Origin of the sequence: Phaeobacter sp. JH20_26 (assembly GCF_048056275.1) — a bacterium.
GTDB classification, from domain to species: domain Bacteria; phylum Pseudomonadota; class Alphaproteobacteria; order Rhodobacterales; family Rhodobacteraceae; genus Phaeobacter; species Phaeobacter bryozoorum.
In genome coordinates this window covers 95,221-111,982 of the sequence record NZ_JAYMWL010000026.1, presented here as the reverse complement: position 1 = coordinate 111,982, position 16,762 = coordinate 95,221, and the positions used below count along the sequence as shown (strand labels likewise).

Annotated in this window: 18 protein-coding genes; 10 read left to right on the top strand and 8 right to left on the bottom strand. The window is 60.2% G+C overall.

All coding sequences use genetic code 11. From position 1 onward, the window contains the following. The first annotated feature begins 19 nt into the window (after positions 1 to 19). On the top strand, positions 20 to 328 hold the full coding sequence (locus VWY60_RS19400) for an HNH endonuclease (protein ID WP_340546944.1): 309 nt from the start codon (positions 20 to 22) through the stop codon (positions 326 to 328). A gap of 11 nt (positions 329 to 339) precedes the next feature. Here VWY60_RS19400 and VWY60_RS19395 read toward each other — a convergent pair whose 3' ends face one another. Together VWY60_RS19395 and VWY60_RS19390 are read right to left on the bottom strand one after the other, a co-directional pair. Further along, complete coding sequence (locus VWY60_RS19395; RefSeq protein ID WP_416541489.1) at positions 340 to 957, bottom strand: enoyl-CoA hydratase/isomerase family protein; 618 nt, start codon at positions 955 to 957, stop codon at positions 340 to 342. Next, positions 954 to 1,703, bottom strand: coding sequence for an SDR family oxidoreductase (locus tag VWY60_RS19390; protein WP_416541488.1), 750 nt, complete (start codon positions 1,701 to 1,703; stop codon positions 954 to 956). Before VWY60_RS19390 ends, VWY60_RS19395 begins: the two co-directional genes overlap by 4 nt. A 132-nt stretch (positions 1,704 to 1,835) precedes the next feature. On the opposite strand from VWY60_RS19390, the gene VWY60_RS19385 reads away from it, so the two are divergent. The 5 genes from VWY60_RS19385 (at position 1,836) to lpxK (ending at position 7,836) form a co-directional block, all read left to right on the top strand. After that, a complete protein-coding gene (locus tag VWY60_RS19385) occupies positions 1,836 to 3,359 on the top strand; it encodes a DUF2125 domain-containing protein (RefSeq protein WP_416541487.1) in 1,524 nt (507 codons plus the stop codon). Between the two features lie 123 nt (positions 3,360 to 3,482). Continuing rightward, positions 3,483 to 4,829, top strand: coding sequence for a TldD/PmbA family protein (locus VWY60_RS19380; RefSeq protein ID WP_416541486.1), 1,347 nt, complete (start codon positions 3,483 to 3,485; stop codon positions 4,827 to 4,829). After that, complete coding sequence (locus tag VWY60_RS19375; protein ID WP_340546949.1) at positions 4,816 to 5,619, top strand: inositol monophosphatase family protein; 804 nt, start codon at positions 4,816 to 4,818, stop codon at positions 5,617 to 5,619. Before VWY60_RS19380 ends, VWY60_RS19375 begins: the two co-directional genes overlap by 14 nt. Before the next feature lie 29 nt (positions 5,620 to 5,648). Further along, positions 5,649 to 6,845, top strand: coding sequence for a 3-deoxy-D-manno-octulosonic acid transferase (locus tag VWY60_RS19370; protein WP_416541485.1), 1,197 nt, complete (start codon positions 5,649 to 5,651; stop codon positions 6,843 to 6,845). After that, the gene (gene lpxK / locus VWY60_RS19365; protein ID WP_416541484.1) at positions 6,832 to 7,836 is read left to right on the top strand and encodes a tetraacyldisaccharide 4'-kinase; all 1,005 of its coding nucleotides are present in this window, start codon (positions 6,832 to 6,834) and stop codon (positions 7,834 to 7,836) included. Before VWY60_RS19370 ends, lpxK begins: the two co-directional genes overlap by 14 nt. Positions 7,837 to 7,950: 114 nt before the next feature. Here lpxK and VWY60_RS19360 read toward each other — a convergent pair whose 3' ends face one another. Continuing rightward, the gene (locus VWY60_RS19360; protein ID WP_340546952.1) at positions 7,951 to 8,622 is read right to left on the bottom strand and encodes a DsbA family protein; all 672 of its coding nucleotides are present in this window, start codon (positions 8,620 to 8,622) and stop codon (positions 7,951 to 7,953) included. Beyond that, positions 8,619 to 9,146, bottom strand: coding sequence for a DUF721 domain-containing protein (locus VWY60_RS19355; protein WP_340546953.1), 528 nt, complete (start codon positions 9,144 to 9,146; stop codon positions 8,619 to 8,621). The genes VWY60_RS19360 and VWY60_RS19355 overlap by 4 nt, the downstream gene beginning before the upstream one ends. Positions 9,147 to 9,230: 84 nt before the next feature. On the opposite strand from VWY60_RS19355, the gene mutY reads away from it, so the two are divergent. Both mutY and VWY60_RS19345 read left to right on the top strand, forming a co-directional pair. Further along, a complete protein-coding gene (mutY, locus tag VWY60_RS19350; RefSeq protein ID WP_416537677.1) occupies positions 9,231 to 10,295 on the top strand; it encodes an A/G-specific adenine glycosylase in 1,065 nt (354 codons plus the stop codon). Positions 10,296 to 10,368: 73 nt separating this feature from the next. After that, the gene (locus VWY60_RS19345; protein WP_416534452.1) at positions 10,369 to 11,532 is read left to right on the top strand and encodes an alkane 1-monooxygenase; all 1,164 of its coding nucleotides are present in this window, start codon (positions 10,369 to 10,371) and stop codon (positions 11,530 to 11,532) included. A 7-nt stretch (positions 11,533 to 11,539) separates the two neighbouring features. Here the strand turns inward: VWY60_RS19345 and VWY60_RS19340 are convergent, their stop codons facing one another. From VWY60_RS19340 to VWY60_RS19325, 4 genes are all read right to left on the bottom strand, one after another. Next, positions 11,540 to 12,916 carry an adenylate/guanylate cyclase domain-containing protein gene (locus tag VWY60_RS19340; protein ID WP_416534451.1) on the bottom strand — a complete coding sequence of 459 codons (1,377 nt, stop codon included), beginning with the start codon at positions 12,914 to 12,916 and terminating at the stop codon, positions 11,540 to 11,542. Between the two features lie 179 nt (positions 12,917 to 13,095). Beyond that, complete coding sequence (locus VWY60_RS19335; protein ID WP_340546957.1) at positions 13,096 to 14,199, bottom strand: site-specific DNA-methyltransferase; 1,104 nt, start codon at positions 14,197 to 14,199, stop codon at positions 13,096 to 13,098. Positions 14,200 to 14,309: 110 nt separating this feature from the next. After that, positions 14,310 to 14,927, bottom strand: a complete 618-nt coding sequence (locus VWY60_RS19330) for a ribonuclease HII (RefSeq protein ID WP_416541483.1) — start codon at positions 14,925 to 14,927, stop codon at positions 14,310 to 14,312. Between the two features lie 111 nt (positions 14,928 to 15,038). Further along, positions 15,039 to 15,536: a hypothetical protein gene (locus tag VWY60_RS19325; protein ID WP_340546959.1), complete on the bottom strand. Its 498-nt coding sequence runs from the start codon at positions 15,534 to 15,536 to the stop codon at positions 15,039 to 15,041. A gap of 167 nt (positions 15,537 to 15,703) precedes the next feature. Here VWY60_RS19325 and VWY60_RS19320 point away from each other — a divergent pair, with 167 nt between their 5' ends. Both VWY60_RS19320 and VWY60_RS19315 read left to right on the top strand, forming a co-directional pair. Beyond that, the gene (locus tag VWY60_RS19320) at positions 15,704 to 16,009 is read left to right on the top strand and encodes a hypothetical protein (RefSeq protein WP_416541482.1); all 306 of its coding nucleotides are present in this window, start codon (positions 15,704 to 15,706) and stop codon (positions 16,007 to 16,009) included. Then, complete coding sequence (locus VWY60_RS19315) at positions 15,981 to 16,682, top strand: winged helix-turn-helix domain-containing protein (RefSeq protein WP_340546961.1); 702 nt, start codon at positions 15,981 to 15,983, stop codon at positions 16,680 to 16,682. Before VWY60_RS19320 ends, VWY60_RS19315 begins: the two co-directional genes overlap by 29 nt. Positions 16,683 to 16,762: the final 80 nt, after the last annotated feature.

The window sequence follows — 16,762 nt, the reverse complement described above, 5'->3', positions numbered from 1 at the left end:
ATACTCAGAGACTGCGCCAATGTCACCGTCTGCCGACGCCGATCCCATATGCCCGCTGTGCCACCGTCCGATCCCAAGAGAGGTCGCACAAAGCCTGCATCACCTGATCCCAAAGCTGAAGGGCGGTAAGGGCGGACCAACGGTTTTGCTGCATCACATCTGCCACAAGGAAATCCATTCGGCGCTCAGCGAAGCGGAACTGGCGCGGTCCTTCCATACGGTCGAAGCCCTGCGCCAACATCCCCGGCTGGCAAAATTCATCGCCTGGGTGCAAAAGCGCCCGCCGTCCTTCCAGTCGCGGGTACCGGGAGGACGGCGGAAACGCTGACAAGGCGGCGTTTAGACCCGTGTGCAATCGGACAGGATCGCCTGCGCCATATCCATCTCGGCGGCGAGGCTATCCGCCATCAGGTCACGGGCTGTCTCCATCAAGTCCTCAGGCTGCACGATCCGGTCTATCAACCCAAACTGCTGCGCCTCCTCGGCGGAGATCTTCTGTCCAGCGGCCAGGATCAGCTTCGTGCGAGCCGGACCGATCAACGCCGACATGCGCCGCGCGTCAGAGGGTTGCGGGCGGTAGCCAAGCTTCATGACTGGGTAAAACACCTTCGCAGTTGGCACGGCGATTCGCAGATCGCAGGCCAGTGCCATCCCATTTGCCCCGCCCGCCAAAGTGCCGTTCAACGCCGCAATGGTAAGACAGGGAAGGTCGGCAATGGCTCCCGACAGCTGCTCCCACAATGGCGATGTGGCGAGACCGGCCCGCGCCGCATCCAGATCCGCACCGGCGCTGAAAACACGGCCAGCCCCCGTGATGATCAGCCCACGCGCGCCCTGCGCGCGGGCCGCGATATCGCAGAGCTGCTCCAGCATTTGAACGGTCAATGCGTTGGCCTTGTCCGGCCGGTTCAAGGTGACCGTCCAAAGACCGTCCTCTCCGATGTCGAGGTCGATCATATCAGGCCGACCTGCTTGCGGATGCCGTCATCACGCAACGAGATTTCGGTTCCGACCAGGTCGTCCGCCGCCGCGCTGCACATCCACAGCAGAGCCCGTGCCGGCCACTCGGCCGGAATATGATCTGACCAATCCAACCGGCTGACCGGATTGACGCCGCTGGCCTTGATCACCCGCTGCATTTCCGTTGCTACGGTGCCCGGAGACAGCCCCATGGCGCGAATCCCATTTGCCGCTTCTTCATGATGCAGGGACCGGGTCAGCATCGCGGCAGCCGCCTTGGAGGCGCAATAGGCACTCCAGCCTTCCACCGGGTTATGCGCAGCACCCGAGCTGACGGTCAGGACTGTTCCACCACCCGCTGCTTTCATCCCCGGCAGGACCGCACGCATTCCGTTGAATACACCATTCACATTGATGTCGATCAGCCGGGCCCAGTCGTCAGGATCGGCCGCTTCAAGACGGGCAATCGGATCGACCACACCGGCATTGTTGATCAGTATATCAATCCGCCCAAACTGCGCCTCGGTTTGCGCGACAGCGGCCGCTACAGCCTGGTAGTCGGCCACGTCACAGGCGAAGGTCAGCACCTTTCCGCCGATCTCTTTTGCCAGCTCGGCGAGGCTGTCTTCACTCCTTGCCAGCAAGGCCACATTGGCCCCGGCAGCGGCAAACACACGGGCCGTATCGGCACCGATACCCCGGCTCGCGCCGGTTATCACAACTGTCTTGCCCTTGATCTCCATACTATTAATCTCCAAATCCCTGTTTTGAAATGTGGTAGACTGGTTAGGGGGAACGGTCCAGTGGGATGCCCCCTTGACCCGGCACCTCCTCCGGCCAACCATGGCGCAAAATAGACCACGAAAGGTATACTTATGTCCGTTTTCCTCGCCCGCAGCAGCGGTGTTGCGATTGTTATGGCGTTTTCTGCGCAGGCGGCCCTGGCAGATGTAACGGCAAAAGATGTCTGGTCGGACTGGAAGTCCTACATGACGGCCACCGGTTATACGGTGAATGGCACCGAGACTATGTCCGGCGATACGCTGACCGTCTCTGACATCTCTATGGCCATGCCAATCATGGAGGAAAACACCAGCGGCACGCTGACCCTCCCCGACATCAAGTTCGTCGAAAACGGTGATGGCACAGTCAATATCATGCTGCCCGCAGACATGCCGATGATGTTCAAAATGGACGGCCCAGAGGGTGTCGCCAGCGGGACCATTGTTTACACCCACGACGGCAGCCCGATGCTAGTTTCCGGCGACACGGATGAGATGACCTATGATTATGCCAGCAGCTTGATGAAAATCTCGCTGACGGATCTGAAGATCCCGGACGAAGACATCGCTGCCGAAACCGTACAGCTGACCATGACGCTGGCGGATGTTGTGACAAAAACGGTCATGACCAACTCTGACGTCCGCGCCTACAACCAGACAATGACCAGTGAATCGCTGAACTTTGACGCGACGATCACGGTGCCTGAAACCAACGATGGCGGCTCTTTCAAAGGGACGATGCAGGGTGTGCGCTTCGCGGGCACGACAATTGTTCCCGAAGGGCTGGAAACCAACGATATGGCGGCACTGCTGCGCGGTGGCTTCAACGCTGAAGGTAGATTTGACTTTGTAAGTGGCAACAGCGCAATCAGCGGCCAGGATGGTACCGATACCTTTGCGCTGGATAGCAACTCCGAAGGCGGAGCAATTGGCTTCAGCATGGGTCTCGACGGATTGACCTATGACGTCAAACAGAACCGGACCGAAACCAATATCACCAGCTCGGACCTGCCGTTCCCGCTGGCGCTGTCCATGGCCGAAGCCGCCTTCAAACTGACCATGCCGATTGCTCAATCCGACGAAGAGCAGGATTTCGCCCTCGGTGTGTTGCTGCGCGACTTTGACGTGCCGGAAATGCTCTGGGGTATGGTGGATCCCACCGGTGCCCTGCCTCACGATCCCGCAACCGTTGCACTGGATCTGGCAGGCAAGGCAAAACTGGCCTTCGATTTCTTTGACCCGAAAGCCATGGCTGAGGTGGAAAACGGCGAACAGGCGCCGGGTGAGCTGCACGCGCTGACCGTCAATGCGCTCGAAGTCTCCGTAGCAGGCGCAAAACTGACCGGCACCGGGGATTTTGCCTTCAACAATGACGATCTGGAAAGCTTCGACGGCATGCCGGCACCTTCTGGTGAGGCAAACCTGACGCTGACGGGCGCCAACACGCTGCTGGACAAGCTGATCGGAATGGGTCTGGTTTCGGACAGCGACGCCATGGGCGCGCGCATGATGATGGGCATGCTGGCGGTTCCCGGCGATGGCGAGGACACGCTGACCTCCAAGATCGAAGTGTCAGAGGATGGTCAGATCAAGGCGAACGGCCAGCGCATCAAGTAACCACGGCACCTGACTGACTGGATGATCGGGGCCGCAAATTGCGGCCCCTTTTTTTGTCTGCGCCCTTGCAGCCTCTCGCTGCGCTGGCTAGCTCTAGGTGATGTTCAACCCATGTAGGTGCCCATGACCCAGACCCCCGAAAGCCTAAGCCACGCTCTTCTTGATGCCGCCCGCAAGGCGGGGGCCGATGCCGCCGACGCGATGGTGGCAGAAGGCAGCTCTCTCTCCATCGAAGTGCGTCGGGGCACGCTGGAACATGCCGAGCGGTCCGAAGGGGTGGATCTGGGCCTGCGGGTCTTTGTCGGGCAACGTCAGGCCTGCGTTTCGGCCTCGGACATGCGGGACGAAACCCTGACGGCCATGGCGGAACGCGCTGTCGCCATGGCACGCGAGGCCCCCGAGGACCCCTATGCCGGTCTGGCCGAACCGCACCAGCTTGCGCAGAATTGGGATCTCGCCGCGCTGGAGCTCTTTGATCCCAGCGACGAACCGGCCCCTGCCACCTTGCAAGAGGATGCACTGGCGGCTGAGGCGACCGGCCTCGGCGTTTCGGGGGTAACCCAGGTACAATCTGCGGCGGCCGGATACGGCAGCCATAAGGTCCATATGGCCGCGACCAACGGGTTTTCCGGTGGCTACCAACGCAGCAGCCGCTCGATCTCCTGCACCGCCATCGCAGGAAGCGGAACCTGCATGGAACGTGACTATGACGGCGACTCCCGAACCTTCCAGGCAGATCTGCGGCCGGCTGACGACATCGGACGACAGGCTGGTGAGCGCGCAGTCGAACGGCTGGGCGCTCGCAAACCGGAAACCGGCAGCTACCCGGTTTTGTTCGACGAACGCGTCTCGTCCTCTCTGATCGGCCATCTTTTGGCTGCGGTGAACGGTGCGAGCATCGCCCGCGGGTCCTCCTGGCTGAAGGACGCTCTGGGAGATCAGATTCTGCCGACGCATCTGAGCGTCACGGAAGACCCCTTTCGCCCCCGGATTGCCGGATCGCGCCCTTTCGATGGCGAAGGCCTGCCGACGCAGCGCCGCGCCATTATCGACAACGGGATGCTGACCGGCTGGACGCTCGATCTCGCATCGGCCCGCAAGCTGGAAATGCAAAGCACTGGCAACGCTGCACGCGGTGTCGGCTCGGTGCCATCCCCATCGCAGTGGAATATCGCGCTGACCCAAGGTCCCGATAGCCGCGCCGATCTGATTGCCAATATGGGCACCGGCCTTCTGGTCACGTCGATGATTGGATCCACCATCAACCCGAATACCGGCGATTATTCTCGCGGGGCCGCCGGTTTCTGGGTGGAAAACGGTGAGATTGCCTATCCCGTCAATGAATGCACGATTGCAGGCAATCTGCGCGACATGCTGCGCGGTATTGTTCCAGCCAATGACGCGCGAACCCATCTGTCCCGCATTGTGCCCTCGTTGCTGGTCGAGGGGATGACCCTTGCCGGAAACTGATCTTTCCCTGCTGATCCGCGCAGCAGAGCAGGCAGGCGATATCGCCTGTCGCTACTCTGGGCCCGAAGCGCAGAAATGGGAGAAACCAGACGGTGGCGGGCCAGTGACGGAAGCTGATATCGCCGTCAACGAGCTGCTTGCCGACGTGCTGCCCGGCGCCCGCCCGGATTATGGCTGGCTGTCTGAAGAAAGCGAAGACACCAGCACACGTCTGAACCGTGAAAAGATCTTTATCGTCGATCCTATCGACGGCACCCGCAGTTTCGCCGAAGGATCTCGGACCTGGGCCCATTCGCTGGCGGTTGCGCATAACAGGACGATCACGGCGGCAGTCATCTACCTGCCCCAGCGCGAGCTGATGTATTGCGCAGCACTTGGACAAGGCGCGACCTGCAATGGCACAGCAGTCGAGGTTTCCCGACAGGATGACCTCAACGCCGCAAATGTTCTGGCGGCAAGACCGCTGCAGGACCCCGAACACTGGCACAATGGCATTGTACCCGCGTTCAATCGCAGTCATCGCCCTTCGCTTGCCTACCGAATGGCGCGGGTCGCGGATGCGGGCTTTGATGCCATGCTGACCCTCCGCCCCAGTTGGGAATGGGACATCGCAGCGGGTGACCTGATCCTGCGCGAGGCCGGAGGGCTGTGCAGCGACAGGTTCGGCGTCGGCTTGCGGTTCAACAACCCTCACCCTACGCTCAACGGCGTTGTCGCTGCGCCGCCGCGACTGCACGAACAACTGATTGCCGCGCTCGATCCGAAGGGTCCCGGCCTTCGCCCGCTCTGACAGCCGCGCGCAGCAGGAAAACCGTAGCCATGTCGAGACCTTCCGCCGCATCCGACCGCAGCCTCCGCTGGCCTGCCCGTCCCGCAGGCGAAGTGCTGTGGATCCACGCCTCCACGACAGAGCGCTACATGGCTCTCGGCGATGTCGGGAACCGTATGAAATCGCTTCGACCCGATCTGTCTGTTTTGGTGACGTGGAGCCGCGACATCACGAACAGGCCACTGGTCGAGGGCTGCGACCTCGCTGCGGGACCACCGCCAGATGACACCCCGGCCGACGTGCGGATATTTCTCGATCACTGGCGCCCCGATCTGCTTATCTGGTCGGGGGGAGACCTCCGTCGTGGACTGATGCGCCAGATGAGCGAACGTCAGATCGACAGCCTACTGGTTGATATCGAAGCGAGAGAATTGCCCGATCGCACCAGTCGTTGGTTGCCGGACCAGCGCCGTCGGCTTTTCGACCGCTTCAGCGAAATCATGACCCCGTCAGATGAGGCCCGAGCGCAGATGCTCCGGCTCGGTGTCGCTGCAGATCGGATCCAACAGACCAATCCCCTGCGGTTGTCGGCCACGCCCCCTGGCTGCAACAGCGATGAGCTTACCCATATGCAGGCCCAGCTGGGGAGCCGTCCGGTCTGGTTCTCCGCGCAGACCGAGCTGGGTGATCTGCCAACCATCCTGACGGCACATCGCAGCGTACTGCGGCTTTTGCATCGGTTGCTCCTGGTAATCGCGATCCGCGATGAACAGGACCTCGCAGAGGCCCGCGATGCGATCATCGCCAGCGGCCTACAGCTGGCCGATTGGGACAGCGGCGAAGAGCCTGATGAATACACCCAAGTCCTGCTCAGCTCTTCCGAAGACACCGGTCTCTGGTACCGGCTTTCGCCGCTGTGTCTGCTGGCCGGCAGTCTGCCCCGCCACGCAAGCGGACAGAACCCGCTGGATGCCGCAGCACTCGGGTCGGCGATCCTGCATGGGCCGGGTCTTGGCACATATGCCGCCTTATATGAGCGGCTGACAGAGGTTGGCGCCGCGCTGAAAATCAACGATGCCGAAGATCTTGCGCAGGGCGTGCTCAGCCTGTCGGCCCCTGATCGGGCGGCGGAGATGGCGCTTGCCGGCTGGCAGATCGTCACAGAAGGCGCCGATATGACCGACCACCTTATGGATCGCGTCCAGGAGTTGCTGGACAAGCGAGAGGACCGATATGAAAGCTCCTGACTTCTGGCACAAGCCCGCCGGAGACTTCGATATTCGCAAGACCTTGCTGGCGCCGCTTGGCCGGATCTACGCATATGCCACCGCCAGACGCCTGGCGCAGGGCGCCGCGCTACGGGTGGCTGTTCCGGTGATCTGTGTCGGCAACATCAACGCCGGTGGCACCGGCAAGACGCCAACGGTCATTTGGTTTCTCGAACGGCTCAGGGATATGGGGCATGAGCCACATGTGGTGACCCGTGGCTATGGCGGCTCTCTGTCCGGTCCTGTGCAGGTCGATCCGGGCCGTCATCGCGCCAGTCAGGTTGGCGACGAACCCCTGCTCCTGGCGGCCTTTGGAGAGGTCTGGAAAGCTGAGGATCGCGCCGCTGGTGCGCAGGCGGCTGCCGCGGCGGGTGCGACTGTCATACTGCTCGATGACGGCTTTCAGAACCCGAGTGTTCACAAGGATCTTTCCGTGGTCGTCGTCGACGCGGAGCGTGGGTTTGGCAATGGCCATTGCCTGCCCGCCGGTCCACTGCGTGAGCCGGTGGCTACGGGCCTTGCGCGCGCCGATCTGGTATTGTCGCTGGGCCGAACCGAGGCGCAGGCACGGTTCCAGTCAGCCTGGAGCGATGCCCTGACGACATGCCCACATTACTCCGGCGCACTGGAGCCTTTGAAAACCGGAATGCCCTGGCAGGGGACGCCGGTGCTGGCATTCGCAGGAATTGGCCATCCACGGAAATTCTTCGAGACGCTGCGTGACCTTGGCGCGGATCTGCGCCGTAGTGAAGCGTTGGACGATCATCAACCCCTGTCCACTGCCCTGATGTCCCGGCTGGAAACCGAAGCCAAGCTGATCGGTGCCCAGATGGTCACCACCGAAAAAGACGCGGTCCGGCTGCCGGAGAGTTTTCGCAACAAGGTGATCACGCTACCGGTGCGCCTGCAGATCGACAACGATGACGCGCTTCTGGCCCAAATCCGCAAGGTCGCTCCACCGCCTCCATAACACTCGGGCAAGAAGACGCGGTGCACTCTCATCCAGTCTGGCAGCAGATTGCAAAAAACCCGCCACGGTCACCGGGCGGGTTTTCCTATCTACATTTTCCCAAAGGAAGGGGTATCAGCCGTCGAGTTCGGCGTCGATCAGCGCTTTGAACGCCTCATAAGACTGATTTTCCACTTTCTTGCCGTTCAGGATGAACGACGGCGTGGACTCGATGCCATGCTCTGTCGCATTTTCCTGATACCAGTTGACGAGGGTCTGGGCCTTGGTCCCATCCTGAAGACAGGCCTCCAGCTGTTCCTCTTCCAGACCTGCGAGCCGCCCGATCTTGCGCAGCGCATCAACGATTTCGGTCGCGCCACCCGCTCGGGCCCAATCAGATTGCCCCTTGTAGATCAGGTCGCTGATCCCGAAGAACTTCTCAGGTCCTCCACAGCGCGCAATCATCGACGCCCAAAGGCCATAGCGATCGAAATAGACCTCGCGGTAGATGAACTTCACCTTTCCGGTGTCGATGTAATCCTGCTTCAGCTGCTTGTACGCACCCTGGTGGAAATTCGCGCAATGCGGACAGGTATAGGACGCATATTCAATCAGCGTTACCGGAGCATCTTCGGCACCTTGCACCATCTCGACGATGGTGGAGGTATCAACCTCTGCATCTTGCGCGTAGGCCGCCCCAACCAGCGGGTTGCCGGGCAGAGAGGTGCCGCCTTGCAATGCGGCATAACCATAGACACCCGCCGCGACGACAGCGGAGGCAAAGATGCCGGACATCAAACGGGTCATTCATACCCCTTTCTAAGAGTTTTCTGTTTCGTCAGCACGTTGCGCCCAAGCCGTTCAAGCGCTGCGCGCAATTCATCACTTTCGACCCCGGTCGCAGCCTCGGCTGCCGCCGCCACGTCCTGCGGATCAGGCGCCCGGGGTTTGCGGACCTTCGGAGCGTATTTAAAGGAAACCTGCCCCTCGGCAAAGCCAGTGGGCGCGGTCTGGGTAATCCGGACCTTGGAAATGGCGTTATAGCCGTAAACCGCGTTCACCTTGCAGCGCAAAGGCTCTTTCTGCATTTCCAGCATCGGCGCATGGGCACCGGTGGTCAACAACGTCAACGTCGCTCCAAATCCACCGCGCCCGTAGTGCACATTGACCGGGCGCGCGATAGAGGAGATGTCGGGACCGGCAATTTCTTCCCAATGGGTCAGCAGGCGCGACACCGCAAAGCCCCGGCTTTCGCCGGCTTTGCGAATCTGATCGTTCAGAAGCTGCGATGTTCGCTTGAACCCGCGAGATTTTGTCCGTTGCACTGCCATGACCGTGGTTTTGCTAGACTGCTCGCCCTATTGTAAAGGGCTGCCATGCGAGAACCAGCGAAACCGGGCCATAAAGGATAAAGAATGCGTGACCTCAACAGCGAGAGCCACCCGCAGAGCCGTGATTTGCTGGACTGGTACGACCAGCACGCGCGCAGCCTGCCCTGGCGTGTCAGCCCGTCGGATCGCGCCGCCGGTATCTGGCCCGATCCCTACCGCATCTGGCTGAGCGAGGTCATGTTGCAACAAACCACTGTGGCTGCCGTCAAGGACTACTTCCACCGGTTCACCAGCCGCTGGCCGACGGTGGCGGATCTCGCGGCGGCGGCGGATGCAGATGTCATGGGGGAATGGGCAGGTCTTGGGTATTACGCACGGGCACGCAATCTGCTGAAATGCGCGCGCGTGGTGGCCGAGGAACACGGTGGCACCTTTCCGAATACCTATGACGGGCTGATCGCCCTACCCGGCATCGGCCCCTATACCGCCGCCGCCATTTCGGCGATCGCATTTGACCGCCCGGAAACCGTGCTGGACGGCAATGTCGAGCGGGTGATGGCGCGGCTTTACGATATCCATACCCCCCTGCCAGCGGCCAAACCCCAGCTGAAAGAGAAAGCTGCAGCCTTGACCCCAGCGATGCGCCCGGGCGACCACGCACAGGCGGTGATGGATCTCGGCGCGACGATCTGCACACCGCGCAATCCGGCCTGTGGCATCTGCCCATGGCGCAGCCCCTGCGCTGCCCGTGCGGCTGGCACAGCTCTGGAACTGCCAAAGAAAACCCCTAAGAAACCCAAGCCAACCCGCCTTGGCATCGTCTATCTGGCACGCAGCTGCGATGGCGACTGGTTGCTGGAGCAGCGCCCGGACAAGGGGTTGCTGGGCGGTATGCTGGGCTGGCCGGGCAGCGATTGGAACGACGATCCGGCCCCAGCCCCACCGTTTGAGGCCGATTGGCAGGATCTGGGGGCGGAGGTGCGTCACACCTTCACCCATTTTCACCTGGTCCTGCAGGTCATGCTGGCGGAGCTGCCACCCGGTTTCACACCCCAGGACAGTCAGCGCGTGATAAAACGACATGACTTCAAACCCACCGACCTGCCGACGGTGATGCGCAAGGCCTTCGATCTCTGGAAGGGGCGCTGATGCCTTCTCTTTTATTCGGGCAGGGCGCATAGTCGACCACGAACGCGCCCGACCTGAATGAGGCTGTACTGGAATGATATCCGCCGAGACTCTGCGCAGCTGGCAGGCCGCCCTGCCCTTTTGGTTGTCCTTTCTGCTGGTGCCGCTGGTGGGGCTCGCCGCTCTTTATGGTGGCTGGCTCATCCTGCTGCCGCCCTTCGTCACCTGGTATCTCTTTGCGGCATTGGACGGGGTCTTCGGGCTTAATCTTGAAAACGCGGATCCGCTCACACCCGAAGAAGATCTTCATTGGTATTCCTCACTGACCATTGCCTGGGTTCCGGTGCAGGTCCTGCTCCTGATTGCCATGCTAATCTACGTGCCTGGCGCCGATCATCTCTCGGGTGCGGAGAAATTCGGGGTATTCTTCGGTGTTGGCGTCCTCAGCGGCACAATAGGGATCAACTACAGCCACGAATTGATGCACCAGAAGAGCAGACTGGAGCGTTGGCTGGCGGATATCCTGCTGGCAATGGTGCTCTATTCTCACTTCAGATCCGAGCATCTGCTCGTGCATCATCGCCATGTCGGCACACCCCGCGATCCGGTCACAGCGCGCTACAACGAGGGCTTCCATCGTTTCTATCCGCGTGTTCTGTGGCAATGCTGGCGGTCTGCGTTTCGGGCTGAGAGAGCACAACTGGCGCGCCGCAACCTACCTTGGACTGACCGGCGCAACCCGTTCTTTCGCTATTGGGCGCTGCAAGCCGCGTTTCTGCTGATGGCCCTTGTGCTGGGCGGGATGCTCGGCGTTGGGTTGTTCCTGGTCCAGGCGGGTGTCGCGATCTGGCAGCTGGAACTGGTGAACTACGTTGAACACTACGGTCTTACGCGCAAATATCTGGGCGGGGGCAAATTTGAGCCTGTGATGCCGCGCCATTCGTGGAATGCAGCCCATAAGGCGTCAAACTGGCTGTTGATCAACCTGCAACGCCATTCCGACCACCACTACAAACCCGATCGTCGCTTTCCCCTGCTTCAGAACCACACATCAACCGATGCTCCCCAGCTACCCTACGGCTATCCGGTCATGACAGTTGCGGCGATGATACCACCGCTGTGGCGGCGGATCATGAACCCGCGAGTGCGGCGCTGGCGGCAGATGTATTATCCTGACATCACCGATTGGAGCGCCTACAATGCGGCCCGTTGCCCCGAAGACCGCCCCGACCCGACACCGGCAGGCCCGCGCGCCTAGCGGACACCTAGCGGGGCAGCGCCCATAGTGTCATCGGTCGGGTCAGCCCACGCAGTTCAGATGCGCCGTGCTGCACGAAACCTGCTTGCAGATCTCTGGCGCCGCCTTCGTCCTGCACACGCTGCCGCAGGGTCTCGCTGATCACCATCTGAGCGTTCATCTCGCGGGTGCGCTCCTCCAGTCGGGCTGCAATATTCACCGCGTTACCGATCACCGCATATTCCAACCGGTTTGCGCCGATATTGCCAATCACCGTCTCACCATAGTGAACACCGATGCCAACGCGGATTTCTGCCTCGCCGTAGCGGCGTCGCTCGGCATTCCATTCCGCTACCGACGCCAGCATGGCCCGCCCGCAAGCCAGGGCGTTACTTGCGTCCCTCGGACCAGCCAGCGGTGTACCAAAGGTCGCCATCAAACCATCGCCCAGATACTTGTCCAGCGTGCCGTGATGACGGAACACCTCCTTTTCCATGCGGCCATGAAAATCGCGCAAGAGGTCAATCACCTGATAGGCGTCACGCTCGGCCGCCAGGCGGGTGAACCCGACAATGTCAATGAACAGAATGGCCACGTCCTGACGGCGGGTCTGCTTCAGCGGTTCATCATTTTGCGACAGCTGTTGCACCACATTGGGCGAGAAATACCGTGACAGATTGGCCCGTTCACGCTCAAGACCAGCATTATTCTGGATAAGCGCGTAGAGCCGTTTTGAGGATATACCCAGCGTCACTGCCACCAGAAAGAACACGATAACCTCCTGCAGGCGCTGATGCAGGAGAAAGCTGTTCGGATCGAGAAATTCAGCCATGGTCGGATCATAGCCCACAACCTCAAGCACCCGTTCGGTCAGGCCGGGCACCGGATCCGTCAGCCACCAGACCATGACCGCCGCAAATAGCCAGATGACTGCGGTCCAGATGCCGATGGCTACCACCGTGCGCCAGGAATAGGCCAGAGTCCCCGCGGCAAGTATGATGAAAAAATAGATGAAATTTCCAAACCGATACTGAATAGGCAGCGGCGTATCGTCGACACTCAGCGGATTTGGCAGAACCATTCCGATGGTCATGATCGACAGATCGGCAAAAATCAGCAGCATCTCAAGCCGTGATTGCCCAACCCGTCCAACCCGGCGGATCAGCCAGCCGTTCAGACACAGCAACGCAAGGATAAAGTGATAATACAGCACATCCCATTTGGGGTTCACATAGATCAGAAAAACCGCCGTTACGGCCATGGCGATCCAGCGCGCCCGCACCGCAAGCTCCAGCCCATTGCGTTTGTGCTCTGTTAGCGCATCCAGCGCATAGGGGCTCTCCTGTCTGAAAATGGCTTCGTCGCTATCCAAGGCAGGAGCGGGGGCGGAGGCGGTTACTGCCATGATATGTATCCATCCATTGGCGCCGGTCTTGCGTCAAACTAACGGCAGCTGCCAACGGATGCACCCCTTGAACCGACAGCGCTGAAACGAAAAGACCCCGCCATGACGGCGGGGCAAGGTTGGCGCCGTCGACAATGCGACAGCGCCTGCGGTTTCACACAGGTTGTGAAAGGGTGGGGTCAGTTTTGCAATTCTGCCCGAATCTGCTGGCGCAGCACGTCGATGGGCACGGTCTTTCCGTCCCGCTTGAAACACCAGTAGGTCCAGCCATTGCAGGAGGGCGCGTTTTCCAGATGCGCTCCGACCTGATGGATTGATCCCTTGATATTGTCGCCGATCAGCGTGCCGTCTGCGCGCACTTTTGCCTTGTGCCGACGGTTCATCGAATAAAGCTCGTCGCCCGGGCGCAACATGCCGCGCTCGACCAGCTGACCAAAGGGGACGCGCGGTTCGGCACGTTTGCTGGCAGAGACCTGCAGCGCTTCGCGGTCGAACTTGCGTACGGATTTGATGCGCTTTTCGGCAACTTCACGGTAGGCGGCTTCGCGCTCGATTCCGATAAATTCACGGCCCAGCATCTTTGCCACGGCGCCCGTGGTTCCGGTGCCAAAGAACGGGTCCAACACCACATCGCCCGGATTCGTCGAGCCAACGAGAATGCGGTGCAGCAGCGCCTCGGGTTTCTGCGTCGGATGCGCCTTATTGCCGGCCTCATCCTTCAGCCGCTCATGGCCGGTACAGATCGGCATGACCCAGTCCGAACGCATCTGCAAACCTTCGTTCAGCGCTTTCAGCGCCTCATAGTTGAAGGTATATTTCGCGCCTTCGGATTTTGAGGCCCAGATCATCGTCTCATGCGCGTTGGTGTAACGCTTGCCCCGGAAATTCGGCATTGGGTTCGACTTGCGCCAGATCACATCGTTGAGGATCCAGAAGCCTTCGTCCTGCACCGCTGTGCCGACTCGGAAGATGTTGTGGTACGATCCGATCACCCAGATGGAGCCGTTTGGCTTCAGGATACGGCGCGCCTGTTTAAGCCAGGCACGGGTAAACTCGTCATAGACGCCAAAGCTGGAAAACTGATCCCAGTGGTCATCGACCGCATCGACCTTGCTGTTGTCAGGACGATGCAATTGCCCCTTCAGCTGAAGGTTGTAGGGGGGATCCGCAAAAATCAGATCAATCGAATTTGACGGCAGACCGGACATCACGTCGATACAGTCACCGTCAAGGATCGCGTTTAGCGGGAGCGCCGCGGCGCCCCGTGTAAGTGTTTTGTTCATTTGCTCTGCCTCGATAACCACGGCGCATTTTTGCGCTCATTTTGGTTGTCCACAGGATGAGTCATCGTGGATTCGAGGTCAATTTGTTTTTTAGAACAAGGTGATGAGGTTCACTCTTGATACAATATGTTGTGGACAGGCTTGAAGGAACGCCGATGATGTGGGGTCACGCCCAGGTTCACCAGGGCGTCGCGGTGCTGTTTGGACGGGTAGCCTGCGTTTTTCTCCCAGCCATAGCCGGGAAACTGTTGCGCCAAATCCACCATGATCCGGTCACGGGCCAGTTTTGCCACGATGGATGCCGCCGCGATGGAGACTGATTTGCTGTCTCCCTTGATCACGAACTCCGACGTCTGGAGCAGACCCTTGGGGATCAGATTGCCATCGATCAGCAAATAATCCGGCGCCGGATCCAGGGCTGCAACGGCCCGCTCCATTGCCAGATGCGAGGCGCGCAGAATGTTCAGGGAATCAATCTCTTCGACGCTGGCATGAGCAATCGCAACCTCGGCCTGCCCAAAGATCGACGCTTCGACCGCCTCGCGCCGCTTGGCGCTTAGCTTCTTTGAATCGTTCAGCCCCTCGGGAATATTGTCGGCGTCCAGGATGACCGCAGCGGCGGTCACCGGTCCGGCGAGCGGGCCACGCCCAACCTCATCCACGCCTGCAATACGTATATGGCCACGCGCACGGGCGGCCGCTTCCAATGTGTAATCGGGATAATCCATCCCTTGGTCTGACCGGGTTTTAAGCCGGGTTTCAAGCCCGACCGCAGATACCGCGCAAAAAAGAGGGGGCCGAAGCCCCCTAAGTCTGCTCGAACCCAGGTCCCGCCGACCTCAGCGACGGGTAATGCGATAGCCGCGGTCCTTGAGGCAATCCGGGCGATAGCCGACACGATTGCGTTTGCCATTCCAGAAGGTCACCTGGCAGGCGCGCGGCAGGGTGTGCTCAAATCCGTACTGTTTGCGCAGACAGCCCTGCCCCATCAAAGTCCGGCTTTGGCTGTAGCGCGGGAAATAGCGCACGCATTGTGCCGGCAGATCATAGCGCGCAACATGCGGCGGAAGCGGTCTGGGATGATGAGGCCGATACGGCTTGCCATGTGACGGACGATGCGGACGGGTGACCTGTGGCTGATCATCATCGCGATTGTTCTTCACGATTGCACCGATGATGCCAAGCACGGCGAGACCCGCCAGCACCTTGGCAACATCCTCGTCCGCCCGTGCAGGCGCTGCGGAAAACCCGGTCACCGCGACCGCTGCGGCAACGATCAGCGTGATGAATTTGCGATGCGGTTTGGCATTTACATCAATGCGACTGCTGCGAAACATGGGATGTCCTTCCTGAAGTTCTGAAAACATGAGGCCAAATGACCGATGCAATCAGCCTGGTTCGGAACCGTGCGGACAGGCAATAACGGCGCCTTGTTATCGAATATCACCACCCGCAATCGCCTGTTGTTATTGAATATCCCGCGACAAATGCGCAGTGTGAGGGTATGAAAAACCTCCTTATCTCCACGGCTCTGATTGCCGGTCTTGCCATTGGTATGCTCAGCGATACGGGCCCGGCCGCAGCGGCCGAGTGTTACGCCGATTACAAGGCGAAACAGGATGCCCCGCTGCGGCTTCATTACGGCGTGATCCAGCTTGGCGGCGGCTGCAGCAAGTCGGCCGCCAAGGCCGAAATCTCCGACCGGTTGTTGGCAGCGGGCTGGACCTTGCTCAATGTTCTGTCCATTTTTGGTCCCGACGGGCTGGAACAAAGGAAAACAGATGCCGGACCCTATTTTCTCCGTTTCTGAGGTGCGCGCGGCGGGAAGCCGCGTCATCGCATTGGGGATCACTGCCATCGTTGCCTTGCTGGCGATTGCCGGTACCGTGCTGCTGCTGACGCTTCCCGATGCCAACGCTTTCAACGCAAGGGTCGAGCGGGTCTTTGTGGAAAACGACCTTACCACGCAGGCCGAGATCAAGCTGCTTGAGATCCTCGCCCAGTCCGGCACGGCCTTTGCCGATACGCTGACCAGCTATCGGATGGTAATTTTTGTGCTGATGGTCTTTGCCACCATGATGATGGTGGCTGCGCTGGTGGTTCTGGCCATGCTGGTCATGCTGAACCGGCGCATGGTCCAGATCGAACGCGCAGGCATCCAAGTGACTGAACTGCTGATCAGCCGCGAAGAAAACACCGTCTACCTCAATACCATGGGCTTCAAACTGACCGCCGCAGCGATGGAAACGCTCGCAGTTCTGGCCGAGGCCCGGCTTGATGACGATGTCCTCTCCGGTGCGGAGATCGAGGCGATGATATCTGGCCGCCCCTCAGTTGACTGCGAAGAGGCCGCAGGAGCGACCCGGATCAAGCGGCTGCGCGATACATTGGGCAATCAGATGGTCAGCGAGCTTCTGGTCAAGAATATCGCCAAGCGCGGCTATGTCCTGTCGATCAGCAAGGATGTGATCCGCATGGTGTGACCCCCCGTGCGCAGGGAGGTCACCGATCCCGCCACCGCATACTGACAGGGCCTTCAGCCCTTATCCAATGGATCATTTCC